Source organism: Sphingobium sp. B7D2B (assembly GCF_025961895.1).
In the GTDB taxonomy this organism is placed as follows: domain Bacteria; phylum Pseudomonadota; class Alphaproteobacteria; order Sphingomonadales; family Sphingomonadaceae; genus Sphingobium.
The window spans coordinates 265,824-290,827 of the sequence record NZ_JAOQOM010000001.1; the positions used below are offsets into that span (position 1 = coordinate 265,824).

The 25,004-nt window shown below is 62.7% G+C and carries 17 protein-coding genes and 1 pseudogene; 6 read left to right on the forward strand and 12 right to left on the reverse strand.

Annotated features, from left to right (window positions below):
- Window positions 1-4: 4 nt before the first annotated feature.
- The 6 genes from M2341_RS01260 to M2341_RS01285 are packed head-to-tail and all read right to left on the reverse strand — an operon-like array spanning window position 5 to window position 3,049.
- Window positions 5-496: a VOC family protein gene (locus M2341_RS01260; RefSeq protein ID WP_264583927.1), complete on the reverse strand. Its 492-nt coding sequence runs from the start codon at window positions 494-496 to the stop codon at window positions 5-7.
- A 12-nt stretch (window positions 497-508) separates the two neighbouring features.
- Window positions 509-1,279, reverse strand: a complete 771-nt coding sequence (locus M2341_RS01265; RefSeq protein ID WP_264583928.1) for a VOC family protein — start codon at window positions 1,277-1,279, stop codon at window positions 509-511.
- 23 nt (window positions 1,280-1,302) lie between these two features.
- The gene (locus tag M2341_RS01270; protein WP_264583929.1) at window positions 1,303-1,662 is read right to left on the reverse strand and encodes a DUF1428 domain-containing protein; all 360 of its coding nucleotides are present in this window, start codon (window positions 1,660-1,662) and stop codon (window positions 1,303-1,305) included.
- Window positions 1,659-2,342: a glutathione S-transferase family protein gene (locus tag M2341_RS01275; protein WP_264583930.1), complete on the reverse strand. Its 684-nt coding sequence runs from the start codon at window positions 2,340-2,342 to the stop codon at window positions 1,659-1,661. Before M2341_RS01275 ends, M2341_RS01270 begins: the two co-directional genes overlap by 4 nt.
- Before the next feature lie 39 nt (window positions 2,343-2,381).
- The gene (locus M2341_RS01280; RefSeq protein ID WP_181560962.1) at window positions 2,382-2,612 is read right to left on the reverse strand and encodes a DUF4287 domain-containing protein; all 231 of its coding nucleotides are present in this window, start codon (window positions 2,610-2,612) and stop codon (window positions 2,382-2,384) included.
- Window positions 2,613-2,635: 23 nt separating this feature from the next.
- Entirely contained in the window at window positions 2,636-3,049 is a 414-nt protein-coding gene (locus M2341_RS01285; RefSeq protein WP_264583931.1) for a VOC family protein, read from the reverse strand.
- A gap of 97 nt (window positions 3,050-3,146) precedes the next feature.
- Between M2341_RS01285 and M2341_RS01290 the strand changes: the two genes are divergently transcribed.
- Together M2341_RS01290 and M2341_RS01295 are read left to right on the forward strand one after the other, a co-directional pair.
- Entirely contained in the window at window positions 3,147-3,869 is a 723-nt protein-coding gene (locus tag M2341_RS01290; protein WP_264583932.1) for a winged helix-turn-helix transcriptional regulator, read from the forward strand.
- 39 nt (window positions 3,870-3,908) lie between these two features.
- A pseudogene (locus M2341_RS01295) lies at window positions 3,909-5,090 on the forward strand (YifB family Mg chelatase-like AAA ATPase); the annotation flags it as partial.
- 493 nt (window positions 5,091-5,583) lie between these two features.
- Here the strand turns inward: M2341_RS01295 and M2341_RS01300 are convergent.
- Window positions 5,584-8,223, reverse strand: coding sequence for a UvrD-helicase domain-containing protein (locus M2341_RS01300; protein WP_264583933.1), 2,640 nt, complete (start codon window positions 8,221-8,223; stop codon window positions 5,584-5,586).
- A gap of 153 nt (window positions 8,224-8,376) precedes the next feature.
- The gene (locus tag M2341_RS01305) at window positions 8,377-8,793 is read right to left on the reverse strand and encodes a hypothetical protein (protein WP_264583934.1); all 417 of its coding nucleotides are present in this window, start codon (window positions 8,791-8,793) and stop codon (window positions 8,377-8,379) included.
- Window positions 8,794-8,866: 73 nt separating this feature from the next.
- Between M2341_RS01305 and M2341_RS01310 the strand changes: the two genes are divergently transcribed.
- The 4 genes from M2341_RS01310 to M2341_RS01325 all read left to right on the forward strand — a co-directional run bounded on the left by M2341_RS01310 (window position 8,867) and on the right by M2341_RS01325 (window position 14,366).
- Window positions 8,867-10,435 carry a recombinase family protein gene (locus M2341_RS01310; protein ID WP_264583935.1) on the forward strand — a complete coding sequence of 523 codons (1,569 nt, stop codon included), beginning with the start codon at window positions 8,867-8,869 and terminating at the stop codon, window positions 10,433-10,435.
- Window positions 10,432-11,310 carry a plasmid partitioning protein RepB C-terminal domain-containing protein gene (locus tag M2341_RS01315; RefSeq protein ID WP_264583936.1) on the forward strand — a complete coding sequence of 293 codons (879 nt, stop codon included), beginning with the start codon at window positions 10,432-10,434 and terminating at the stop codon, window positions 11,308-11,310. The genes M2341_RS01310 and M2341_RS01315 overlap by 4 nt, the downstream gene beginning before the upstream one ends.
- Window positions 11,311-11,317: 7 nt before the next feature.
- Window positions 11,318-12,208: a plasmid partitioning protein RepB C-terminal domain-containing protein gene (locus M2341_RS01320; protein ID WP_264583937.1), complete on the forward strand. Its 891-nt coding sequence runs from the start codon at window positions 11,318-11,320 to the stop codon at window positions 12,206-12,208.
- A gap of 307 nt (window positions 12,209-12,515) precedes the next feature.
- Complete coding sequence (locus M2341_RS01325; RefSeq protein WP_264583938.1) at window positions 12,516-14,366, forward strand: HipA domain-containing protein; 1,851 nt, start codon at window positions 12,516-12,518, stop codon at window positions 14,364-14,366.
- 84 nt (window positions 14,367-14,450) lie between these two features.
- Here M2341_RS01325 and M2341_RS01330 read toward each other — a convergent pair whose 3' ends face one another.
- The 4 genes from M2341_RS01330 to M2341_RS01345 all read right to left on the reverse strand — a co-directional run bounded on the left by M2341_RS01330 (window position 14,451) and on the right by M2341_RS01345 (window position 24,998).
- Window positions 14,451-16,118 (reverse strand): DUF262 domain-containing protein, encoded by a 1,668-nt coding sequence (locus M2341_RS01330; RefSeq protein ID WP_264583939.1) that lies wholly within the window; start codon window positions 16,116-16,118, stop codon window positions 14,451-14,453.
- 29 nt (window positions 16,119-16,147) lie between these two features.
- Window positions 16,148-18,823: an ATP-binding domain-containing protein gene (locus M2341_RS01335; RefSeq protein ID WP_264583940.1), complete on the reverse strand. Its 2,676-nt coding sequence runs from the start codon at window positions 18,821-18,823 to the stop codon at window positions 16,148-16,150.
- 125 nt (window positions 18,824-18,948) lie between these two features.
- Window positions 18,949-22,335, reverse strand: a complete 3,387-nt coding sequence (locus M2341_RS01340; protein ID WP_264583941.1) for a UvrD-helicase domain-containing protein — start codon at window positions 22,333-22,335, stop codon at window positions 18,949-18,951.
- Complete coding sequence (locus tag M2341_RS01345; protein WP_264583942.1) at window positions 22,335-24,998, reverse strand: PD-(D/E)XK nuclease family protein; 2,664 nt, start codon at window positions 24,996-24,998, stop codon at window positions 22,335-22,337. Before M2341_RS01345 ends, M2341_RS01340 begins: the two co-directional genes overlap by 1 nt.
- Window positions 24,999-25,004: the final 6 nt, after the last annotated feature.

The window sequence follows — 25,004 nt, forward strand, 5'->3', positions numbered from 1 at the left end:
GGGGTCAGTCTCCGGAAAAGGCGGTTTCGAGCGTGGCGATGTCGATCTTGTGCATGGTCATGAGCGCGCTGCTCATGCGGCGGACGGCGTCTGCGTCATCGCTGGCCTGCATCTCCAGCGCCCGGCGCGGCACGACCTGCCAGGAGACGCCGAAGCGATCCTTGCACCAGCCGCACATGCTTTCCGCGCCGCCATCCGCGATGAGTGCGGCCCAGACGCGGTCCAGCTCGGCCTGATCATCCACGGGGATGACGAACGACACGGCTTCGGTCTGCGGAAACATCGGCCCGCCGTTCAATGCGGAGAAGGGACGGCCGCTCAGCGTGAACAGCACGAGCATGGCCGTGCCGGCCGGGAAATTGGGCGGGAAGGGCGAGTCATCGACATAGCGGACGATCCGGTCGATCCGGGAATCCGGGAAGAGCGAGACGTAGAAGGTCGCGGCCTCCTCGGCGGTGCCGTCCATCCAGATGCAGGGCGTGATTGCGCTGGTCATGCTCGCTCCTCCTTATCGACCGCCCACAAGCGCAAAACGCGCGCCCTGTGGATCGGTGCCCATGACGACCCAGTCACCGCCGGGAACCTCATGGGGGCCTGTGGTGATGGTGCCGCCATACGCCGCCACCGCCTCCACCGCGGCGCGGATGGACGGCACGCGGAAATAGAAGCGCCATTCGGCCGGCTGGTCCTTCTGTTCTACACTGGCGCCGATGGGCAGATCGCCGACGGACAGGAAGCGATAGTCGCCCATCGGCCCCATCGGCATGGCGGAGGGATTGGTCCAGCCGAACAGGCTTGTATAGAAGGCGAGCGCTGCCGATTGGTCCGGCGAGGATAGTTCGTTCCAGCTGCAATGGCCCACCGCCTGCGGGGAGAAGGCGCGGCTGACGCCGCCCTCGACGCTGCCGCGCATGATGTAGAAGGGCGCGCCGTGCGGGTCGACGGCCATGGCGAAGCGGCCGACACCGGGGATGTCCTGCGGCTGTACGTAGAGGCGACCGCCCATGGCCGGGATCGCCGCCGCTGTCGCATCGACATCATCGACGCCGATATAGCCGAGCCAGATCGGGCGCCCGCCGCCGGCGATCATCTCGGCATCCAGCGCCATCATGCCCCCGACCTCGCCATCGGCGGCGCGGATCATGCGATAGTCCATGCCCGGCATGTCGCTGCGGTCCGCGATGCGCCAGCCGACCACCGCCCCGTAGAAGGCGCGGGCGGCCTCCAGATCGGTGGTCATCAGCTCGTACCAGATGAATTCGCCATGCCTGTTGGTCATGGGACCGCCTCCTCCCGCCAATGTTATTTTCGCTCGTCCAGAATCACGGTGAAGCCGCCGTAGATCATGCGCGGGCCGGCCATTGGATTGTCCTCCGGGGCGTGCGCCATGCGCTCGTCGGCCATCAGCTTCTGCCAGCCGGAATCGCGGGTCGCCTTGTCCGGCCACTCGATCCAGGAGAAGACGACATCCTCGCCCTCTTCCGCCAGGACGGCGGTGCGCAGATCGTTGGTCTTGCCGGGCTGCACATCGTCATTCCAGCCCTCCACCACGCGCAGCGCGCCATATTCGATGAAGAGTGGATCGACCCGGCGGGCGATCTCCAGATAGTCTGCCTTGCGGCCGGGTTTCACCGGCACGAGGATGCCATCGATATAGGTCATGCGGATACTCCTTCTGATTGGACCGCATCATCGGAGATGAAGTCGGCCATTTGCGCCGCCATGGCGGCCTTGAATGCGGGACGCGCCTCGCCGCGCGCGACATAGGCGGTCAGCACGTCCGGTATGGCGAGGCGATCCGGCGAGAGATTGCGCAGCGCCTCGACCATCAGAAGGTCGCCGACCGTGAAGCGCTCTTCCAGCCAGGGTTTGTCGCCCAGCGCTGCGGCAAGCCGGTCGAGGCGGCCTTCCACCTGCTTGACGGCATCCGGGCGGCGCAGCCTCGCCCACTCCTGCCCGGCGCAGAACAGGTCGATATCGGCCAGATGCATGATGCCCGGCTCGATGCTGTTGAGTGCGGCGACGGCCCATGTGATCGCCCGCGCCCGCCCGACGGGATCGCGCGGCATCAGCCGCTCGTCCTTCTCGGCGATGTGGAGGACGATGGCGCCACTCTCGAACAGGGCGACATCCCCTTCCCGATAATGCGGCACCTGGCCGAAGGGCTGCTCGCGATAATAGTCCGCCGGCCGGTCGATGGCGCTGATCAGGCGGGTGCGATAATCGAGGCCTGCCTCCTCCAGCGCCCAGCGCACCCGCAGATCGCGGACATGGCCGCGCGCGAACGGCGGCACCCATGAAAATGCAGTGACCTCGATGGAGGCGCTATCCCTCTGAGACATGTATCACTCCTCTCTATGCGGTCTGAATGCCGCAGGGGCTCAGTCGCCTTCCTTGCGCGTACCCTTGAGCAGGGCGTAGACTGCCATCGCGTGACCCTGACCGAGATCGAAATCGCGCTTGAGACTGGCGACCAGCGTCGCCGCCTTCACCTCCGGGCGCAGCTTCTTCTCGTCGTCGAGAAAGCCTTGAAAGGCGGCGTAAGCGCGCAAGTCGTCCGGCGACTGGCCGGTTTTTGCCTTGATCGTGTCCAGATAGGCCTGGAAGGACATGGTCGCATCTCCTGCCGAAGCGCTCAGGCCGGTTGCGGGACGGCGCTCATGTCCATCCACGCGGTTTCCCAGATGTGGCCATCGGGATCGGCGAAGCTGCGGCCATACATGAAGCCGTGGTCCTGCAGCGGATTGGGATCGGGCGTGCCGCCCGCGGCAGCCGCGCGCTCCGTGATCGCATCCACGGACGCACGGCTCTCCTCGCTGAGTGCGAGCAGCACTTGCGCACATTCATGCGCATCGGGAATTTTTCGCGGCGTGAAACTGGCAAAGCGCTCGCGGGTGAGCAGCATAACGCAGATCGTCTCGGAAAAGCGCATCATCGCGGCGCTCTCGTCGGTGAATTGCGGATCGTTGACTGCTCCGATCGCCTCATAGAAGCGCATCGACTGTGCCAGATCCGTGACTGGCAAATTGACGAAAATCATCCGTTCCATGGCAGCTACCCGTCCTCTCCCAAACCCTCTCGCCGTATCGACCCATCCGAATCACCGACCTTGACGATCCTGACGGAAGAAATTAGATGTTGCAACTATGGAGTTAGAAAAAATAACTCGCGAGCCGAAGCCGCCGCAGAAGCGCCGGTTTGACGATGCCTGCGGCCTTGCGCACGGGCTCGATCTGGTCGGGGAGCGCTGGGCGCTGCTTGTCGTCCGAGAATTGCTGCTTGGGCCGCGTCGCTTTTCCGATCTGCGCGCCGCCTTGCCGGGGCTGAGCGCCAATGTGCTCACCCAGCGCCTGACCGAGCTGGAGGAGCGCCACATTGTCGAGCGTCTGCGCCTGCCGCCGCCCGCCAATGTGCAGGTCTATGGCCTGACGCCGTGGGGCAAGGAGGCCGAGCCGATGGTGCTGGCGATGGCACAATGGGCCTATCGCTCGCCGACGCATGACCGGATGCTGCCGCTCAACGGCACGGCGATGATGCTCTCCTTCAAGATCAATCTGGATCGCGCAGCGGCGGCGGACATGGTGCTGCGGATCGGCTTTCGCATCGACGGAACGCCCTATCGGGCCAGTCTGGATCGCGGCGTTTATCATGTCGAAGCCGGCGAGGTTTCGGCGCCGGACCTCGCCTATGAGGGCAGCGCGCGCGGCCTTGCCAAGCGCTTCTATGGCAAGATGCCCGTAGACCAGCTTGCCGAGACGGGCGAACTCAGCGTGCACGGCGATGCGGCGCTGGAGGCGCACTTCGCGGCGCTGTTCAACTTGCCGGCTCGATACCAGCCCAACGAAAGCGGCTCGACTTTGCCCCTCTGACCCGACATAGACAGGGAGGGGAACAAAGAGGGGGCAAGCTTGGTGGCGACGGTGGAAACGGTGGCGTTTCTCGGGCTGGAGGCCCGGCCTGTCGAGGTGCAGTGCCAGCTTGTCTCCGGCTTGCCGAACTTCATCGTTGTCGGGCTGGCCGACAAGGCCGTGGCGGAAAGCCGCGAGCGCGTGCGCAATGCCATCGCCGCCATTGGCCTCTCGCTGCCGCCCAAGCGCATCACGGTCAATCTCTCGCCCGCGGACCTGCCCAAGGAAGGCTCGCATTACGATCTGCCGATTGCGCTCGCCTTGCTGGGGGCGATGGGCGTCGTCGATGCCGAGCAACTGGCCGATCATCTCGTCGTCGGTGAGCTGGGGTTGGACGGGCGCATCGCGCCGGTGCCGGGTGTGCTGCTGGCCGCGCTCCATGCGGCGCAGGCGGACAAGACGCTGATCTGCCCGGCGGCGCAGGGGTCGGAGGCTGCCTGGGCAGGTTCGGAAGGCGTGCTGGCTGCGCCGGATCTGCTCGGTCTCATCAATCATCTCAAGGGCGCGACGGTGCTGCCGCGCCCGGCACCCGGCACTGTCGAACCGCCTGTGCCGGGGCCGGATCTGCGGCAAGTGAAGGGCCAGGAGGTCGCCAAGCGGGCGCTGGAGATTGCGGCGGCTGGCGGGCATAATCTGGTGATGGTCGGGCCGCCGGGCGCGGGCAAATCCCTGATGGCGAGTTGCCTGCCCGGCATATTGCCGCCGCTCACGCCGGCCGAAGCGCTGGAAGTCTCCATGGTCGCCTCCGTGGCCGGTACGCTCTCGGGCGGGCGGATCAGCCAGAACCGGCCCTATCGCGCGCCGCATCACAGCGCGTCCATGGCGGCGCTGGTCGGCGGCGGGCTGCGGGTGAAGCCGGGGGAAGTCAGCCTCGCGCATCTGGGGGTGCTGTTTCTGGACGAACTGCCTGAATTTCAGCGCGCGGTGCTGGATAGTCTGCGGCAGCCGCTGGAGACGGGCGAGGTCAGCGTGGCGCGCGCCAATGCGCATGTGACCTTCCCGGCGCGGGTTCAGCTGATTGCCGCGATGAACCCCTGCCGCTGCGGGCATCTCGCCGATCCCGCTTTGGCCTGCTCGCGGGCGCCACGCTGTGCGGGCGATTATCAGGCGAAGGTTTCGGGGCCGCTGCTGGACCGGATCGATCTGCATGTGGAGGTCGGCGCAGTTTCCGCGGCGGATGTCAAACACGCAAGTATACCAGAATATCGGAAGTTAGCTGGAATGAAACGGGCTCGCTCACGAGCCCGAGTTCTATCCAAGAATCTAATTAATAACGATAAATTTCAGAATGTGCGAGCTGAGGTGCTGGTTTCCGCGGGAGTGCTAAGGGGGCGGTTTAGCGCCCTTTGAGTTGCCGATTTTGTCATATGATCCTGGCGGCGATCGCCGCGGGTCGCGAAGGTTCCATTCGAAGCGGCAGCTGGCCGCCTTCCATCAGAATACGCGATCACACCGGCCGAGCCGTCCGACTGCATTCGCTGCGAAGAGCATTTAGGTTTGCCTCGTCAGCCATCACTGGCTTTTTCCCAACCGCCGATGCTTCGATAAATTCGATCCCGGAGATCCTTAACTTCCGAGTTCAGACTCGTGAGAGCGACGGGTGAAAGGCCGGTCGTCTCAAACATTCGCTCGGCAAGGCACCCGGTTCTCGGACACAACGCTGCGCCGTCGCCGGTCAACGTGCTGCCACAAGCGCGGCCGTCGTTTTGCAGTTGGGATAGCCAGAGCACGCCAAGAACGGTTGATATGCGCCGCTTGAGCGAACGACCATGGTCCCCGCACTACAGGTTGGGCAGATGTCCCCGGCTGCGATCGGCTGAGTAACTCTCACGCGATTCGATACTGGTTTGCCGTCCCCGCGTTCACCCGGCAGGTTGCGTTTGAAATCGCAGCGTGGATGCGTGCTACAAACTTCAAACGGACCATATTGCCCGTCTTGCCGCCTCATCGTCCCCTCGCGGCATTTCGGGCAGGCGGTCAGCACCCCGTCCTGGGTCTCAACCTCGATCGCGCCTGACCGGGCAAGTTCGCTCAAAAAGCGAGAGGGCGAATCGGTCTGGGTGTAGATGCGGACTTGGCGGCGAGCACGGGTAAGCCCGACATAGAACAGGCGCCTCTCCTCGGCCAAAGGATATGGGTCGGGTTCGGGCATGGCGATTTGAAGTACGGGATCGTCCGTGATCTGACTGGGAAAGCCCATCATGCCCTCGACCACATTCAGCAGCATTACATAGTCGGCCTCCAGGCCCTTGGAGGAATGGACCGTGCGATATTCGATGTGGAGGAAATCGGCGAAGCGACGTTGCCACAGCCGCCAGCCTCGGGGTTCATCGTTGTTATAGCGCCCGAGCATCATCACGCTGATACGGTCGCCACCGTCCGCGCTGAGCTTTCCCTCGCGCGCGAAATCATACATGCTCTGCAGATCCTGCTCCAAACGCTCCAACGCCAGAGGCTGAGTTTCGGCAGCGAAGGCGTGCAGCGCTTTCTTCGCGTACAGGTTGGTCGTCTCAACCGTCTTCTTGATCTGCCGGGGATTGGCCTGAATAAAGGCGCTGGACGCCTCGCAGAGCTGGGTCGGGCAGCGAAAGGTCGTATTGAGCATGAGCCGCGTCGAGTGATCGAATACCGTTTCAAACTCGGTCATGACCGAGATATCGGCCCCGGCAAATCGGTTGATGCCTTGCCAGTCGTCGCCGACCACGCACAGATGGGCTTCGTCCCCGGCGTTCTTCAGCAACGCCTTGAGCAGGCGGACCTTTGCTCGAGAGGTGTCCTGAAACTCGTCTGCTAGGATCATGCGATAGGGGCTAGTGAAGCGCCCGCTCTCAATGTGATCGGTCGCCATCAGGAGCATATCGTCGAAGTCGATGCAGTCGGCCTCGCGCAGGCGCCGTTCCCATTCGTTCGCGATTCGCTCAAAAAGGGCCAGGAAACGAGCCAGTCGGTCCGCATGGCCACGCGCGTCCTTCGCCGCGGTTTCCAGGAGTTGCGACTGTGATAGCCCGTTGCTTTTGACGTGCTGCTGAAAAATGCGAATGGTTGCTGCGAGCTGCTCGGTGGTGACTGGCCGCTGCCCCTTGGTCGGGCGATCGGGATCATATTGGAGTTCGATCCCGCGACGTTTCAATTCTCCAGCCAGGCTCGCAAAGCCATCAGCGTGCCTGATGCAATGGGAGGTAGTCTCAAAGAACTGGGTGCCTTTTTCGGCGTGGAGCGCGCGCTTCCAACGCACGCCGCTGACATAATCCCCCTCGAAGTGAGCGGGCGCTTGCCCCTTGTCATCCAGCGCGAAATGCTCGTGATAAAGATCGATATCGGGGTAGTAGAAATCTGGCCGATACTGGCTGTGATGCTCAGTGGCGGTATCGTGTTCATAGGGTCGTTCGTACCGATAGCGGACGCCATGATAGAACAGCCAATCTGCGATCATTCGCTCCTCTTCGCTTTTGACGATCTCGCCATTGGCGGTGAGGATGCCCCGTCGGCCATCACGATAGGCATTTGGCTGGGCAGGTTCGTTCCATGAACCGATGTCCCGGCCGAAAACGGTACGGAAGATATCCCAGTCGTGCCGAAACCTGTCATCTCTCGTGCGCAGATCGCCGATGATCTCTACGATCATCGCGCCATCGCGGCCAGGCTCGGCCCATTCCGCCAAGGTCGGTTTACGCCCGGTCGCCTTGCCGATCACGCTGAGACCAAAGGCATTGAAGGTTTTGACGGTAACAGTGTCGATTCCCTCGACCCCGTCAAGTCGAGCGTCGATCCTGGTTCGCAGTTCAGCGGCAACCGCCCGATTGAAGGCGAGGACGAGGATCTGCTCGGGTGCCACCAGCCCTTCGTGAAGGGCGTAGCCAACGCGCGCTACCATTGTCGAGGTTTTGCCCGATCCGGCGGCCGCGACGATCTGCACCGCATCGTCCATGCAGATGCAGCCATCCATCTGATCGTCGGTGAGCGGGTTTTTCTCGACCGTATCGAAGAAGGGCTTCAGCCGCTCTTTCTGGTTGGCCAGATAGGCGACGTTGTGAGCGGCAAACTCGGCGAGCAACTCCTTCTCGAGACGATCTCCTCCCATCCAGGAAAATGACATCCCCGATCGCTTGGGTGGCGGAAAGCGCGCAACGATGCGCGACGCCATGCTCTTGGGTATCCAGCGGGAGCGGTCCACCACTGGCTCCCAGTCTGCGCGCCATTTCGCGACCTCCGCTGGAAAGTCTTGTCTTTTGGCCGGCGTCGAAGTGCTGGCGCGCTTAGCTGTGCCAGCACCGAAGAGACCGACAAGCGCGGCGCCGATGATCCATTCGATCATGCCGGCCCCCTCGTGTGTTGCGCGAAGGTGGGAAAGCGCGCGGCCGTCTCATCGCACGCTACGGTCGAGACGGCCGGAGCGGCGATTCGGTTAGGGTCCATGTCAGTCAAAGCTCGCACAAACTCATATAATCATAGCAGACTTCCAAAGTCCTTATGTCCCACCGCTTCCTTCATCATGGGAGGCTTGGGCGGCATCACCCATGGGTAGCCCGTCGATCGCAGCGACCGCATCCATGAGCTGTCGCCTGAGCCCCGCCAATCCCACTGCCACGACGAGATCATGGCGATCAGCGAGGGTGAGAACCGTGCGCAGGATGAGATCCGAATTGCGCATCAGAATGACCAGATTCTCGGCGCTTGGGCTGTTCTTTCCGTCAAACCAGTTACGCACTGCGCGCTCGTTCGAGCGGGTCAGGCGCGCGATCGTTTTGACCGCCGATGGGGTGTTGCCAAACTCCTCTTTCAGTGCCGCTGCGATGGCGATCGCCAGAGGCTCGGTCGTGATCGGGACCGGAAAAGTTTTTCCGTTTTTGGACTGAAGTTTTCGGTCTTTCTTGGAAAACGACATTCGCTCGCACTCCCAATAGAATTGGTGGGAAGTCGAACCTGTCCGCTTGAGGTCAACGAAAGCAGCAGATGCAATGAACTTGTCGGAGCCGACCCCTGCTGAGACTGTGCCGCGCGATCCAATCCGCGCCGCGCAATATGTCCGCATGTCGACCGAGCATCAGAAATACTCGACCGAGAACCAGGCGGAGATCATTGCCCAATACGCCGCGCGTCGCGGGTTTCAGATCGTCAAAACCTATGAGGACTCGGGCAAAAGCGGTTTGCGCCTCGATGGCCGGCTCTCGCTCCAGCAACTGATCGCCGACGTGCGCAGCGGCCAGACCGACTTCAAGGCAATCCTCGTCTATGACGTCAGCCGCTGGGGTCGCTTTCAGGATGCCGATGAGAGCGCCTATTATGAGTTTATCTGCCGCGAGGCCGGGATCACCGTTCAGTATTGCGCGGAGCAATTCGAGAATGATGGCAGCCTGAGCGCCACGATCATCAAGAGCATGAAGCGGGCGATGGCGGGCGAATATAGCCGCGAGCTATCGGTCAAGGTCTTCACCGGGCAGTGTCGACTGATCCGGCTCGGCTTCCGCCAGGGCGGCGCTGCGGGGTTCGGCTTGCGGCGCTATCTCGTCGACGAGCATCGACAGACCAAGGCGGTGCTCAATCATGGCGAGCAGAAGAGCCTGCAGACCGACCGGGTCATCTTGAAGCCCGGGCCGCCTGAAGAGGTCGAGGTGGTTCGCCGGCTCTACCGGATGTTCGTGGTACAGCAACGGACCGAAACCGAAATCGCCAAGGTGCTGAACGAGGAAGGCATCCTCACCGACCTTGGTCGCCCCTGGACGCGCGGGACCGTCCATCAGGTGCTGACCAACGAGAAGTATATCGGGAACAACGTCTATAACCGCGCCTCCTTCAAGCTGAAGGCCAAGCGTGTCGTGAACACGCCCGATATGTGGGTGCGTGGCGATGGTGCGTTCGAAGCGATCGTCGAGCGCGACTTCTTCGAAGCCGCCCAGCGCATCATCCAGGAGCGCAGCCGGCGTTTTACCGATGAGGAGTTGCTGAGCCGCCTGTCTGCCTTGCTGGCCGACAAGGGATGGCTGTCAGGGCTCGTCATCGACGAGATCGAGGACATGCCCTCCAGCTCTACGTTCCGGCATCGCTTCGGGAGCCTCGTGCGAGCCTATCAGCTCGTCGGATATGCGCCGTCGCGAGACTATCGCTACATCGAGACCAACCGCGCCTTGCGGGCGCTTCACCCCGATGTCGTGGCCCAGGTGGTCGAAGACATTGGCGAGGCTGGCGGATCGGTGCGCCGCGATCCTGTCAGCGACCTTTTGCATATCAATGAGGAGTTCACGGCCTCGCTCGTGATTGCCCGCTGCCATTTGACCGCCGCTGGTGGGTCGCGCTGGAAGGTTCGCTTCGACAGCGGCCTGCGCCCCAGCATCACGATCGTTGCGCGCATGAGCGAAGACAACCGCGCCATCCGGGACTATTATCTGCTGCCCTGGCTCGATTTCGGGGCCGCTGCCAATCTGAAGCTCGCGCCAGAAAATGGCATCCTGCTTGACGCCTATCGGTTCGATACCCTGGAGGCGCTTTTTGATCTGACGCGCCGCGCGCCGCTCAAGGTGGCGGCATGAGCGAGCAGCCCCCTGAAATCCGCTCGGTTCCAATCGACCTGATCACGATCCTGAACCCGCGCGTCCGCAACAAGCGCATCTTTCAGGAGCTGGTGAACAGCATCGCCCATTTGGGCCTGAAGAAGCCTATCACGGTAAGTCAGCGCCCGGGCAAGGCGCGGTTCGATCTGGTCTGCGGTCAGGGCCGGCTCGAAGCCTTCATCGCACTTGGCCAGGCCGAGATCCCGGCGATCGTGATCGATGCGGTCGAGGAAGACTGTTTCGTGATGAGCCTGGTCGAGAATCTGGCGCGGCGTCAGCACAGCCCGCTCGAACTCGTCCATGCGATCGGCGCGCTGCACGCGCGCGGCTACTCCTATTCCGAGATCGCCGGGAAGGTCGATTTCTCGGTCGAGTATGTGAGCGCCATCTGTCTGCTGCTCGACAATGGCGAGGAGAAGCTCATCGCCGCCGTCGAGCGCGGGGTGATCCCCCACACGATCGCGATGGAGATCGCCCGCGCAAAGGACGGCGAGGTCCAGCGTGCGCTTGCCGAGGCCTATGAGGAGAAGACTATCCCCGGCAATCAGGTGTTGGCGATCCGCAAGATCATCGACCAGCGCAACACAAGCGGCAAGCAACTGCACAAGCGAGGATCACGCCACGGCCGCGTCCAAAAGCCCGTCACCTCGGAAGGCCTGATCCGCGCCTATCAGCGCGAGACCGAACGGCAGAAGCTGCTCATCAAGCGCGCCTCGCTCGCCCGCAGTCGGCTGCTGTTTGTCGCCAATGCGATGCGCCGGCTTCTGACCGATGAGCATTTCGTGACGCTGCTGCGCGCCGAAGGGCTCAGCACACTCCCGCGTGCGCTCGCCGAGCGCATCGAGCCAGCGTAGGTGTCTCATGGCTGATCTCGTCAAGATCGCTTTCGAACGCAAGGTCGTCATGCAGCCGATCGCTGACCTGCTGCCCACCAAAGCCTTGCCGGCAGGCGTGCGCGAAACGGTCAAATATCGGCGGATCGCGGCCTCGGTGGCGGAGGTCGGTTTGATCGAGCCCCTGTCGATCGCCCGCCAGAAGGGCGGCGGCTATTTGCTGCTCGACGGGCATATGCGGCTCGATGCGCTTCGTTTTCTGGACGCGACCGAAGCGCCCTGTGTCGTGGCCGACGATGATGAATCCTTCACCTACAATAAGCGGGTGAACCGTCTCGCCACGATCCAGGAGCATTATATGATCGTGAGGGCACTCGATCGCGGAGTGCCCGAAGAGAAGCTCGCACGCGCACTCAATGTCGATGTGAAGGTGATCCGGCAGCGACGGCACCTCCTGGCAGGGATCAGCCCGGACGTCGCCGAACTGCTCAAGGACAAGCCGGTCGGGCACCACGCCTTCCAGAAGCTGCGCAAGATGAAGCCAATCCGGCAGCTCGAGGTGGCCGAGCTCATGGTTTCGGCGAACAATTACACGGTCAGCTATGCCAAGGCGCTGCTCGCCACATCGAAGCCCGGCGATCTCCACAAGCCCGATGAGCTGAAGAAGGCGACCGGGCTGTCGGCCGAGCAGATGGCCCGGCTCGAGCGCGAGATGGCATCGGTGAGCGAGGACTATAAGGAACTCGAAGCCTCCTATGGTGACGACATGCTCGTCCTGGTGGTCGCCTCTGGCTTCATCGAGCGGCTCCTCTCCAAGCCAGAGATCGAGGGCTTTCTGGAGCGCCGTCACCCTGAGTTTCTGGAGAATTTCCATTCCATCGTGCAGGCGACATCGCTCGATCAGTCAATGTCGACCTGACACCGCACTTGGGGACCGGGACCCAAAAGCGCCGGGACCGTCGGAGAAGCCGTCGTGTCGGGCGGATCAAGGGCGGTGGCGGGGATGGCGGCGAACCCGCTCGGAGCCCGCTAGGCCAGCCGTCATAGGGCTGGCTGCATGCCGTCTATCGGCATGATGGTCCAAGGAGCGCGCCGGTCCAAGGCGTCGATCGGCGCGCTCCACTCTCCTTCGCCTGGAATTATCGCGCATGTGAAATGCGAGATAATCCTTGCCTTCCGCATGAGAACAAGGGAATTATCACGCATCTGAGATGCGGGATAATCCTATGGCGATCCATCTGGTGGGCGAGACAATCGATGCAAAACGCGCGCATCAACGTGCGCAGGCAGGCGAGCTCATCCAGCTCGTGCGGGGCATTTACGTCGACCAGGACGTCGATGCCGAGGCCGCCATCCTCAGCCATGCAGTCCGCATAGCACATTATCTCTATCCCAAGGCCTATCTCTCGTCTGCGAGCGCAGCGCTGCTTGCACCCACGCCGGACGGTCGGCTGTTCATCAGCGGGCGCCGGAACCAGCGAACCCGGCTGCGTGGCCTGGAGATCGTCCAGAACGAAGCACCGCCACATCCCTCCACGGCGGCGGCGGTGGTCGGCGATGACCTGGGCGAACTGCGGATCGACGCCTCTTCGCCGCGACAGCGTTTCCTCGAAGCCTTTCGGCTGCGCAGCGAGCATGCCAGCGCGATCACAGCGGAGATGCGCGTGCAGATGGCTGCACGTCTCGTCGAGGAGCATGGCACGCCCAAAGAGGCCGCCGATGCAGTCTGGGCACTGGCGCGCGAGAATGGCTGGTATCGTGAAGGTGAAGGCGCCGAGCGCTTCCTTCTTACACAACCGGGAACAGCCAAGGCTCCCGCCAACAAGGCGGCACTCGATCTGCTGGTCGCGTGGCATGGCGAACCACTCGGGCGGCTGAGCCATGATGGTTTTGAATGGCGCTGGAAGCCTGCGAGGCGCTCGGGGCCGGCGCTGGTTCGCGAGACCACACCAGGCAAACTCCCGGCCTTCGTCGAATCGCTTTTACCGGAAGGTTGGCTGGCCCAGGTGCTCCACGAGCGCGATGATCGCGAGGCGCTCAAGCGTGGGCGGCGCTATATGTCCAATGTTACCGTGGTCGAGGCCCGCGATGAGCTGGCGGCCCTCCCGGCGGATATACTGACAACGCAGTTGAAAGGATTCACGGAAGGCGGTCGCTTCACGGGCCGTTATGACGGGCCGACACGCGGCGCGATCGAAGAAAGTTTCGAGCAGAATCTCGCGCGGATCTTCGCCCGCGCCGAGACGCCGCGCCTGTCAGGCGTCCAGATCAAAGCACCGATGCACCTAACAGCGGACGGCGCTCTTCTACCGGCCATCGACCTGCCGTTCACCCATATCCTGAAGCCTGCCGGGACGGCGGGCTTCGAGATGCTGCCGATCGTCGAATGGCTCTGCCTGGAGCTCGGCTGTGCCGCCGGCTTTGCCGCGCCTGATATCGCGCTGACCCCGATGCCGGACGGCATGTCGCCCGCCCTCATCGTCGAGCGTTTCGATATTCGCCATGGCACAGACGATCAGCGCAGGCTCGCGCTGGAGGACTTCTGTTCGGTCCTCGATCTCCCGGCATCGGCGAAATATGAGGGCACGATTGAACGCATGGCGCGCGGGCTGCGGCCGCTTTCTACAGATCCCGCAGCAGACCTCGACATTCTGTTTCGCCGCGCGGTGTTCGCCTGGCTGATTGCCGATGGCGATATGCACCTCAAGAATCTCGCGCTCCTGAAGATCGCCGAACCGGAGGCCAAGGCCTTCACGTCGGTTCGGTTCGCGCCCCTCTACGATGCGGTCACGACACGGGTCTTCCCAGGCCTTGGCGGCGACCGCATGGCGCTCAAGCTCAACGGCAAGGATGATCGGTTGGCGCGGAGCGATTTCCAGGCAGCGGCGCGCACCATTGGCCTGACGGAGGGAGAGGCAGATAGGGCAATGGCCGAGCTCGCTGAGCGTGTCGCGGCAGCTGCCCCAATTCTGCGCCTTCCGGCATTTGCAGCCGAACTGAAAGGCGCTCGGGCCGTCCAGGACAAGATGGTGCCTCTCATTGCAGAACGCTGCGCTGCGCTGGCGGCAGCGCGATAGGCTAATTCCTTTTTCCGTAATGGCGACGCTGCGCCATTACGGAAAAGCGCTTCTCCTGCGAGACGTAGACGAGGGTCGGCGCATCTACTCAAAAACGGCCATCTCCTCCTCGAAGTCGTCGCTGCGCTGGGCCTGTCCGCGTGCATCGACGGCCCGCTCGATCAGACGCTTCTTGAGCTGCGCGCTGATCGCGGCCGCTCGGGCATAAAGAAACTTCTCGAAATCATTGTCCGTGATGCCGAAGCGATCGAGATCGCCGATCAAGTGCGATTTCATCGATTTTTCGAGGTTCGGATTGGCTTTCCTAAAGGCCTTCATGTAAACTGATGGCGCCTTCGCGCCAATCTCGCGCTTGTTCAGATAATCATCAACGATCGTGATATTGACGATATTGTTGATGCGCCACTCTTCCTCTTTCTTTTTGGCGAGATAAGCCCTCGGGAAAAAATGGTGGTAGTTTTTGCTGTTCGCCTGCTTCAGCCAGTAATTGCTGATGTTTACGACGGCGTCGTCGCTGAACGATTTGGGCTGCTGATAAGCATAAAGACAGAGAATCGCTTTGATCGAACTGCGGCCGGCGTTGAACCAGCCGTTCTCGATCAGAAACTCCGGCGAAATGTCGATGCTCCAATCATAGTCGGGGGAGCGGCCCTTCAGAATCCGATCGATGCGACGGATATCCTGCGCGAGCTTGCTCTCGACGGATGAGGAATAGCGTGCGCCTAATCCGCAGCGCCAGAAAAAGTCCTCGAGTTGGCCGCGCTGTTCTGCATCAGGCTTGTCGGGATGGTGGTAGAAAAAATACGCGAACGGTACGAGCAGCGTGTTGTAGGGCAGAAGCTTGGAGACCGGAATCCGGTAGGTGTGACGGAAATATTCCACCGCTCGCTCGAAGGCATCAATCACCTTCGGCCATTTTTCGATAAACTCGCTCTTTTTCAGCTTCAGGATCGTCTGCTTTTTGCAATCCTTGGCGATGATCAGGGAGATGAGCTGGAGCAGGATCGCGTCGGATACCGTCTCATAGTTGACCGTTGTGAGGCGCTCGATCAGCCCTTCATACTCGGCGGAAAGATCAAAATCCTTCTCTTCATCGAACGTCTTTGCGACCATGATCTCAAAGACGCTCAGCGCCTTTCCGCCGACGTTGATCCGCGTGAAAATCTCCGTGGCGACATCGATCGCGACGTCCCGGACCTGAATGATCGAGAAATCGTAGCTCTCGATGCGACGACGATAATCCGAAATCTTGCTGTGGTACTGCGCCGGGAAGGCTGCCAGCTCGGCGAAAGAACCGTGTAGAAGGTCTTTCAGGCGGATGAAGGTGTTGGCTGCCAAGCCTTCAATGTCAGTCGTGACAATCTGATCGTCCTCGCCCGCTTCAAGGTTCACAAACATATCGGAGAAATCGTCGCTGTGCCCCGAGCTGCGCATGACCGTGATGCCGCGGATGGCGGCGTACAGGCTCGTCAAGCGCTGCTGGCCGTCTAGGACGAAGGCCACAGTTTCGCCCTGCTTTGGGCTAGGCAATGGGGCATTGCCCAGCTCGCGCACGCTCCTCAAGCGATCCTTCGTCGACCAGAAAATGAAGGTGCCGACCGGATATCCCTTGATGACACTATCTAGCAGCGCGGCGGACTTTTGGAGCGTCCAAACGAACTCGCGCTGGAACTGGGGGATTTTGACCTGCCCGCGTTCGATATCGGTCAGCAACGAGGAATAATTGGCATGGGTAGGACTGGGAAGCGACATGGATTATCCAATCTGTGCGGCTGGTTCTTCTACCATTGCTCAGCAAAATGGCCGGAAAGGCGGTCGATGGAGGAAGGTTTGTCACCTATCGCGCACAAGCCCAGATAGGTGGCTGCGCGCGTTGCCCCCACATAGAGATATCGCTCGAACAAGGTGGGCTCGCTTTCAGCGAGCTTGTCGATGCCAACGAAGAACACCGCTTCAAACTCGAGCCCCTTGATGTGCCGCACATCGAAGACCCTGATCTCATCGTCTCGACCGATGATCTTGCCATCGACACAGGCGACGGCATGGAGATTCTGCTCCTCGATAACCTCATTTAGCGCATCGGTGAGAGGGCGAACGGCTGCCTCGTCATGAACGAGGATCGCGATAGACGGCAATGCGCGTGGGGAGACGGAACGCTCGATCTCCGACAGCCGCTTTGCCAGCCAGTGGGCGATCTCGCCGTAATCATGCAGGCCTGCAACAATCACCGGCGGAACCGCATCATTATTGACGTCGTCGGGCAAGCCGGCGTCCGCCGTCGATCCAGAAGCGGGATCAGCCAGTGCCTTGGCCAGGTCATGTAACTGTCGGCTTTGCCTGTAGGCGATCGAAACCCGTTCGATCGACAGGCCGGGTTCGACCCATTTGAGGCTGTCCTCGGTACGGCTGCCCCATTCCGTGATGCGCTGATTGAAATCGCCGCAGGCGAAGAACGATCCGATCGGCTCGACTGCCAAGGCGCGCATGCAAGCAAGCTGCACAGGCGAAAAGTCGGGGGCCTCGTCCACGAGAATTTGATTGCGCTGGATATCGTGCAGAGCACGCAGTGGCTCATAGGCAGCCTGCTCAATGTTCCGACGCACGCGGTTATCCGCAAGCAAGGCATTGCCAGCGCGCAGCATCGCCAAAATCACGAGATCCGCTTCCAGCGGGTGCAGATCGCGGCCCGGGTTCGTATCGGGATACCAGCGCTCTCCGCGCTCACCTCTCCTGAACTGCCTGTATCGGGCGGGGATCTTGCTCAGATAGTGCCGAACAGGCGCGCTGAAGCGATTGAGGGACAACTGCCATCCCAACCGCTCGGCCAGCCCGCTCGCCTCGGCTTCGGTCAGGCCTCGATCCGCGACCCAGTCGAGCACGAGAGCGCTTCGGGAGCTCGTTGAACGGCGACGTGTCTTGGCGCGCGCCTGAAGCCGCAGGGCAGCATAATAGGCGCGTTGGGCAGCGGCCGGCTTGTTCGTCGGCCGGTCTTCTTCTTCGTCCTCTTCGTCATCGAGATCATCGTCGCCGTGATCGGCCTGATCATCCAAGGTGTCGAGATAGGCGATCAGCTGCTCGAAAAAGTTCTGACCTTGGGTTCGTGCGCCAGCCTGAGCGCGCGCAAGTGCGGCTTTGAGCACGCTGTCGACATCAGCTCGTACACGCCCGAGAATGCGGCGGACGTCTTCACTTAGCGAGACAAGGGCGTAGATGCCGCTTGCCGGAGTGGACGTCCGTGCGCTTTGAATAGCTGTGCTGAGGCGTCCACCCAGCTTTGCGATTTCCGCGTCCGTGGCGGCCGTAAGGATGGCTGCAGCGCTCTCGAGACCCGACCAGAAATCGCTGTCTTGCTTGGCTTGAAACTGCTCGAACCAGTCGATCGGCGTTTCTACGGCCTCGGCGGTTATGGTGGCCGCAGCATCCTTCAGAACGAACGGCCCACCGCCGTTTGCGGTGCGCAAGATCGAAAGGTGGTTCCGCGCGAGTTCCTTGCGATGCCCGATCCACGTTTTGATCCGCAGATCGGACGCTGGCACATTGTTTCTATTGAATGCCTCTTTCAGATACTGCCCGAGTAGATCGGTCGGCGTGAACATGATCCAGCTCTGGCCGTGTGCCAGCGACGAGGGGGAAGCATCGACCAGGCTTTGCTCATCCTCGCTCAAGCCATGGGGATCGAGCTTTTGCCCCAGACGGCGAATGAGCGTCGTTGTCTTGCCCGTTCCTGGCGGACCCAGGATCAGAAGCTGCGAATCCAGCGACAATCGGAAGATGGCATCTTGATACTCGTCCAGCACCGCCTGATCGCGCAGCTGCATCTTGTCGATGATACCGCGCTTGCGCCCGATGGTGACATTGTCATCCACCTCGGCCGCTTTCAGCATGCGCTCGATCTCATCCAGCGCATCTGCAGGGGCATCACGCTTGGAAAGCAAGCGCAGCAATGAGGCGATGGTGAGGGTTTTCTGCCCTTCCGCCTCGAAAATAGTATCCCGCGAATCCCAGCCGTCGGGGAGAGCCTCGGCGTGAAATAGGGTTCGCTCCACGACCTCAAGCGAGCCGCCCGGCACATCAATGTATCCACCCGGGCGCAACGATGCCAACCGACCGACAGGCGCGTTGTAACTGGCGAACCGAACCCCGGCATCGAGCAACCCGGAAGGCGCGAACCGCGAGATGTAGAAGGTGGTATGCTTGTCCGCCTCGTCCGCCGCGATCACCCTGGCAATAGCGGGTTCGCGGGACAGGATTTGGTGGCCATTGAGCATTTCCCGGCCGATCTCGTTGAGCTTCGCGACGGCTTTTTCGGTCGTCAGCGTATTCAGCGGAGCGAGGCTCTCCGCCGACGGCCCCTTGAAACGGGCGAGTTCTGCCCTGGCGCCGGCCGCTACGCGATCGAAGATGGTCAATGCTTCTCGTGCAATATCACCGTTATGTTCGTCGCGATTCAGGCTCAAAGCTGTTCCCCCCATGAGCCCCCATACTTGCAAGGAGGCAGCTCAAAATCCACCACAACTCTCTCAGGACGCGCTATTAATTCTCGCGTCTGCGTATGTCGCGCGCCGCTTCAAGGCAGCGGGACTCAAGCACTGGCTTGAACCTCGATTGTCTGCCCAGAAGTCACCATGACAATCAGCCCGCGTTCGGTGCTGGTCATATCGAGATAGGCGCGAACCTGCGCACGATAGTGCTCGATCGTCGCCGCAGTCGGCTGCACGTCGCTTTTCCAGTCGATCACGACAGCAGGCTTGCCGTCACTGTCGAAACTGGTCGCATCGGCAATGCCAACCGTCGCCTGCTCAACCCCTTCTACGTCTACCGCCGCATAGACGGTCAGTTCAGGCACGAGACTGGGCCGCAGTTCGACGATTTCCGGCAGGTTGAGGGTCCGCACCACGCAGCCGGCGAGTTCGCCGGGGCTCAGGCCTTGGGCAGGATCGTCCATCACCGGCTTGCCGATTTCCAGGATCAGTGCGCGAGCCCGATCGGCCAACGCCGCCTCACCAGGATCGGTCTCGCCGGTCAGCACCTCTTCAAGCAGCTTATGGAGGATGAGCCCGCGCTCGCGCCCACCCTGAACGCTCAGCGCCGGCCCTTCGTTATCGGGCTGCCCGTCATCGCCAGCCGCCCAGACCTCCACGGCTTCAGGCGTCAGTACCGGGCCGGCATGGCTTTCATCGCGGCTCGGCGCGAGCCAGACCAGACGCTGGCGCTTATCGAGGATCGCGGCGGCTTCGGCGGCAAAGCTATCGCGGGTCTGGGCGTTGACTGCTTGTGCCGCTGCTGCGCCCATCCCTTCGGGCAGATGCGAAAGATCGAGCGCCGGCAGTTCGGCCAGCGACAGATCGACCAGCGAAATCCAGGCGGACTTGGACTGTGCCGCATCAAGGCGCGGCAGCACCAGCAATTCGCGGGCACGGGTCGCCGCGACATACCAGAGACGGATGCGTTCGCGGTCGAGTTCCGCTTTTTCGGCGTCGAGCACCGCTTCATAGCCGGCCGGTTTCACGCCGAAGACCGGGCAATAGAAGGTGTCGCTGTCGCGGTCGGTTACGGCGCTATCGGGCGCCTTGATCCCCGTCATCGTGTTGATGGGGACGACGATCGGCCATTCGAGCCCTTTGGCAGCGTGCATGGTGTAAAGCGCAACCGCTTCTTCCTGCGCGTCCGGCCGCCCTTCGACGGCGCGTGCCTCGTCGGTCCAGGCGGCCGTCATCGTCTCGGCGAAGGCGCGCAGTCCGCGCACCGCAAAAGCCGAGGTCAAGCTCAGATAGAGATCGACATTGGAAAGCGCGCGCTCGGCCTGACCGCGGTGACGCGCCAAGAGGATTGGCCGCACCCGCAACGCATCGATCGCCTGAGACAGGAGCTCATGCGGCGTAGTGCTGTTGCACTGACGCTGGAGCGCCTGGAGTTTCTCGATCGTCGCCCGAGCCAGCGGATGTGCGATGTCGGCCGGATCGACGCCAAGGTCGAAACGCGGAAGTTTGTCGGGTGCGTCCTCAGCGCGCGGGAGCGCCCAGATGATGTCGAGGAGTTGCTCTTCGGTCAGGCCGACGAGCGGCCCACGCAACAGCGCGCCCAGCGCGAGTGTATCGCGGCGATCGGCCAAGACGCGGGTGAGCGCGATCAGGTCCTGAACTTCCTGACGGCGGAACAGCCCTTTGCCGGCCTGCGTCGCGACCGGGATACCATAGCGTTCCAGGGCTTCCTCATAGCGCCACAGGTCGCTGCCGGTGGGCGCGAGCAAAGCGATGTCGCCCGGGCGACACAAGCGTCCCGTGCCAGTGCGCCGATCGAGGATCATTTCGCTGCCGATGAGCCGGGCGCACATTTGCGCGACGGCTTCGGCCTCGCCATCGCGCTGTTGCTCGGCCGACGCTTTGCCGTCCTCGCCTGCGACCACGACATCAAGTGCGGCAATACATAGCGCTTCCCCGCGATCGGCATGAAAGGGGGCGAGCGCGGTGAAGCCGGGTTGACCGTCGCTAGAGAGCGGCCCCTCGAACCGTTCGTTCACAAAGGTCAGAATCGGCGCGCAGGACCGGAAGTTGGTCGAGATCGACAGGACGCTGTCCTCGTCCTGGGCGACGAAGGCATCGCGGGCACGGACATAGGCCGACACATCGGCGCCTCGAAAACGGTAGATCGCCTGCTTGGGATCCCCCACCAGGAAAAGGGCACCGGGGCGGATGACGAAGCTGGCCCAATCACTCGCATCTCCAGCCTCCGCAGGCTCACCGCACAGGCGCCAGAAGATTTCGGTCTGGAGCGGATCGGTGTCTTGGAACTCGTCGACCAGTACTTTGGAGAAGCGGCCGGCGAGCGCGCGGCGGACATCGTCATGATCGCGCAGGAGATCGCGCGCAGCGAAGATCAGGTCGTCGAAATCGAGCAGCGCGGCGGACCGCTTATAGTCGCGGAAATGATCGAGCACGGGGCGCACTTCGCTGATCAGGTCGGCGAGGACGCAGCTCGCAACATTCTGGGTGAGCGTTTGCCATGCCGCACCGCATGCCGAATAGGCCGCTTCCGCTGCGAGATTGAGCCGCTCGCCATCTGCTTTGGCGAGACCTTCGCGTTTGGCCGCCTCAACCCATTTGCCCTTCTTCTTGAAGGCCAGGAACGTGCCGGCCTTGGTGCAGAGGTCGGGATGCGGCGGGAAGGTCAGCAGCCGCACGAGCCCGGCAGGCGTATCGATGGCGGGTCCGCCCTCAAGGCCATCCGCCATCTCCGCGAAGCGCTCGGCAGAGACCGCTGTCTCTTCCTCGACGGCCGGCGCGGTGCGGATGAACTCCGCGAAAGCCGCTGCCGCCGCTCGAAACGCGGCGAGATGCGGAGCAAGCGGGTCTGCGGCGGGAGCGGCAACGGTACGCCGCTTGCGCAGATTATCGACGATCCGGTGGATGAGGCCGACTGTCTCGCTTGGGCTGTAGAGCACCATCTCGGCGATGAGGCCACCCTCTGCACCGGAGAGCCGTTCGCGCAGCCACGCATCGACGATCTCGATGAAGGCGAGGTCGGCCTGGTTGCGATCCATGACACTCGCGCCGGGATCGATATCGGCCTCGACCGGATAGGGTTTGATCAAGCGCTGGCAAAAGCCGTGAATGGTCGAGCAGGTGATCTCATCGATATGCGCGGCAGCCTCAGCCAGATGCGCCTTGTGCTGTTCGGAGAGCCCATCGGGGAACGCGATCTTGAGTTCGGTCGGGATCGTTCCGGCAACAAGCTCGCTGACGAAATCGCGGACGCGCACAAGAAGCTCGCTCGCGGCCAGTTCGGTGAACGTCACCGCCGCGATCGATTTGGGCACAGCGCCTTGCGCCAGCATGGCCGCGATCCGGCCTGCCATGACGGCGGTCTTGCCCGATCCGGCGCCGGCTTCCACGAGGAGCGACTGGTCATGGCTGCTGATCGCAGTGCGGCGCGCAGCGTCGTCGCGCAGGATTTTCAGAGCGGCGGTCATCACTGGGCCTCCCAGACCAGAGCAGCGTCACCGAGGAGCTCGGTGGCGGTGGGCGATTTGCGTTTGCAGTAGGTCGCGCCGGCATTGGCAGGCAGCGCGAAGGCGAGATCGTCATATGTCCCGCCGGTGTCCGGCCCGATCAGCGCGTGGCCAGCGCTCAGGCTTGCGCTCGCGGACTGGAGATAGCCGGTGAGCTCGCCGAGCGTCGCTTCGGGGTCGGCGAGCTGAAGGTCGGTCTCGGTACGCGGATACAGCAGCGAGGCGCTGATCGATACGTCGGTTCCCAGTAGGGCCTTCACCGCGAACGCATAGAGGCAGCGCTGCAACTCGCGGCCACCATCGATGCTGATATCGTCCTTGGGCGGTCGGCCGGTCTTATAGTCCCGGACGAGCGCGCGCGTGCCATCACCCGAAAGATCGAGCCGGTCGATATAGCCTTTGATGGCAAAGCCGGTTTCGGGGATCGCGACCGGGGTCGCCGAATCCCATGGGCTGCCGGCGCCGGTCTTGGGCGGGGCGCCACCAAAGGCCACCTCCCCGTAGGAACGAGCCTCATCGAGATGTTCGCCCCGATAGGTGAGAGCGCGTTCTGCAAGGGCGCGGGCATCGTCGAGCGTGCGCCGCCAGATGACCGGTGGCGGGACTGCCCGCTCGCTTTCCCAGACGCCAGCGACGCTTCCTGCCGCAGCTTCGATCGCAGCGGATATCTGGGCATCGTCTGCATTGGCGAGGCCACCATTCGCTTCGAGATCCTGAAGCGCGAGGTCGAGGGTCATGTGGACGAGATCGCCCATCGCCAGTGCGTCAAGCACCAGCGGGTCGGTGCCGCTTTCAGGCAGCCTCAGGCGCATGCCATAGCGCCAGACGAAGCCCAGTGGACTACGCAGGAGCAGCTTCAACGAGCTGGCCGATTGGACCTGCGCGAGGATATCGAGCAGCAGCGGATGGTCCGCACGAACCAATCCGTCGTGCGGGGTAATCTCCTTGCGATGCCAATTGCGCCAGGTGGTGAGCGCGCTGGCGGCTTGAGTGTCGCCGGCGAACTCATCCGGCCGCGCCATCAAGCGGTCAGTCTCGCTGAAAGCATGAGGGGGTACGGCGTTACGACCGATGTAGATTTCGTCCGTAACCGGGCCGAGCAGCGCGCTCCGGCCAAGGAGCCGCCCCTCGCTGTCGCGCCGCGCCCGCGACAGTGTGACCTCGATCTCGGTCGTCGCCAGGATGGTCTCGAAATCGCGCCTGTCCGCAGCGCCGATCGGCAGCGGGTCGAGTTCGGCAGTGGGGATGATATGGTCGGAGACGAGCCGGTCCTCGGAAATTCCGCGCGGCCAGCGCGAGGAATTGAGACCGATGAGGCGCACATGGCGGCGCGGCGATGCCGCAAGCGCGCTGGCGGGCATCCATGCCGGCGACACGCAGGCCTCAAGGCCGTCATCCTGCTTCAGGTTCTCGAGCGTCGTATCGAGCGACACGGACGAGCCAGCAAGGAGTGCTTTGCGCCAGATCGCGAGCGCACGACCGGTCAGGAAGGCAGCGCCGACCTCGTCGGCTGCCGCATGCCCCTTGGCAAGCAGATCGACAATCGCGCGCAAGGTCGCCGTGTGATCCTGCTCATCGGGCCAGTCCGCAGCCGTAAGACGAGAGAGCAACCGATCCCAGGCGCTGAGAGATGCAAGCGGGGCGTCGGCGGGCAGAACGCGCAGCCAGCCTTGCGGCAATGTCTGGAACGGGCCGGTCTCCGATCCGCAAAGCGCCGCGAGACGGCGCATGCGCGTCTGTGAGAACCCGCGAATCAGAATATCGGCAAGCGCTGCAGCAGCCTGCCCCTCGCGGGTGGTGGTGACTTTGATGCCGTGGACGAAATGAAGGTCGAGGTTGGCGTCCGCACGCAAGGCGAGGAAGTGATCGTCATAGTCGGCAGTCGAAGCGGCGGCGATGGCGATGTCGGAGGGATCGACGCCGTCTGACACCATGAGCGCTCGCACCCAGCGGATCGCCTCGACCGCTTCGTGATAGCCAGTTGCCGCGCTGACCATGTGCTGCTCTGGAGTCCGTGCGTCCGAGCGACGTACCTCGATGTCGATCGCGGCGAGCCATTCCGGGACGGGACGCGGTCCTGCAATCCATGCGACAGGCACATGCGCCGCAAGCGCCGCGAGAAGCGGACGCCAGCTTGGCGAAAGCTCGGTGATGCCGACGATCTCCACGGAGCCGAGCACCGCCGGAGCGTTGGCCAGGCGCTTCAGCGCCGCCGATACGAGATCGGCGGGCCGCATCATTCCAGGCGGCAGCTGATCCTGAACGGCCGCTTCGAGGCGGGCAATCGACTCGAGGCGTGGATGTTCATGGGCGCGCGCGGTCAAATCGATCCCCGAGCGCCAGACCTTGTGGAGCGTATCAGCAGCGGCATCGACCATGCCCGGCAAGAGCTTGATGCCATCCAGCTCGCCCAAAGGCGTCTCCGGCAAGACCGTTTGGATCGCGCTGCGCAGGCTTTCGTCGTCGATGGGCCGCATGAAACCTCCGGCCAGGCGGACGGCGAGCTGCTCGAACGAGAGAATCTGCAAACCGTGAAGCCGCCGCCGGGCAGCATCAAGGCGCAACTCGCGCATCGCCAAACGGCCGTGCGCGACGATCGTGCGCCGATTAGGATTGGTGCTCATCGCCAA

What these genes read in the sequence shown, in the direction of transcription:
- M2341_RS01260 (WP_264583927.1), bottom strand. Translation starts at nt 496, where the DNA reads ATGACCAGCGCAATCACGCCCTGCATCTGGATGGACGGCACCGCCGAG.
- M2341_RS01290 (WP_264583932.1), top strand. Translation starts at nt 3,147, where the DNA reads ATGGAGTTAGAAAAAATAACTCGCGAGCCGAAGCCGCCGCAGAAGCGC.
- M2341_RS01265 (WP_264583928.1), bottom strand. Translation starts at nt 1,279, where the DNA reads ATGACCAACAGGCATGGCGAATTCATCTGGTACGAGCTGATGACCACC.
- M2341_RS01280 (WP_181560962.1), bottom strand. Translation starts at nt 2,612, where the DNA reads ATGTCCTTCCAGGCCTATCTGGACACGATCAAGGCAAAAACCGGCCAG.
- M2341_RS01315 (WP_264583936.1), top strand. Translation starts at nt 10,432, where the DNA reads ATGAGCGAGCAGCCCCCTGAAATCCGCTCGGTTCCAATCGACCTGATC.
- M2341_RS01285 (WP_264583931.1), bottom strand. Translation starts at nt 3,049, where the DNA reads ATGGAACGGATGATTTTCGTCAATTTGCCAGTCACGGATCTGGCACAG.
- M2341_RS01320 (WP_264583937.1), top strand. Translation starts at nt 11,318, where the DNA reads ATGGCTGATCTCGTCAAGATCGCTTTCGAACGCAAGGTCGTCATGCAG.
- M2341_RS01270 (WP_264583929.1), bottom strand. Translation starts at nt 1,662, where the DNA reads ATGACCTATATCGATGGCATCCTCGTGCCGGTGAAACCCGGCCGCAAG.
- M2341_RS01325 (WP_264583938.1), top strand. Translation starts at nt 12,516, where the DNA reads ATGGCGATCCATCTGGTGGGCGAGACAATCGATGCAAAACGCGCGCAT.
- M2341_RS01305 (WP_264583934.1), bottom strand. Translation starts at nt 8,793, where the DNA reads ATGTCGTTTTCCAAGAAAGACCGAAAACTTCAGTCCAAAAACGGAAAA.
- M2341_RS01300 (WP_264583933.1), bottom strand. Translation starts at nt 8,223, where the DNA reads ATGATCGAATGGATCATCGGCGCCGCGCTTGTCGGTCTCTTCGGTGCT.
- M2341_RS01275 (WP_264583930.1), bottom strand. Translation starts at nt 2,342, where the DNA reads ATGTCTCAGAGGGATAGCGCCTCCATCGAGGTCACTGCATTTTCATGG.
- M2341_RS01330 (WP_264583939.1), bottom strand. Translation starts at nt 16,118, where the DNA reads ATGTCGCTTCCCAGTCCTACCCATGCCAATTATTCCTCGTTGCTGACC.
- M2341_RS01310 (WP_264583935.1), top strand. Translation starts at nt 8,867, where the DNA reads ATGAACTTGTCGGAGCCGACCCCTGCTGAGACTGTGCCGCGCGATCCA.
- M2341_RS01340 (WP_264583941.1), bottom strand. Translation starts at nt 22,335, where the DNA reads ATGACCGCCGCTCTGAAAATCCTGCGCGACGACGCTGCGCGCCGCACT.
- M2341_RS01345 (WP_264583942.1), bottom strand. Translation starts at nt 24,998, where the DNA reads ATGAGCACCAATCCTAATCGGCGCACGATCGTCGCGCACGGCCGTTTG.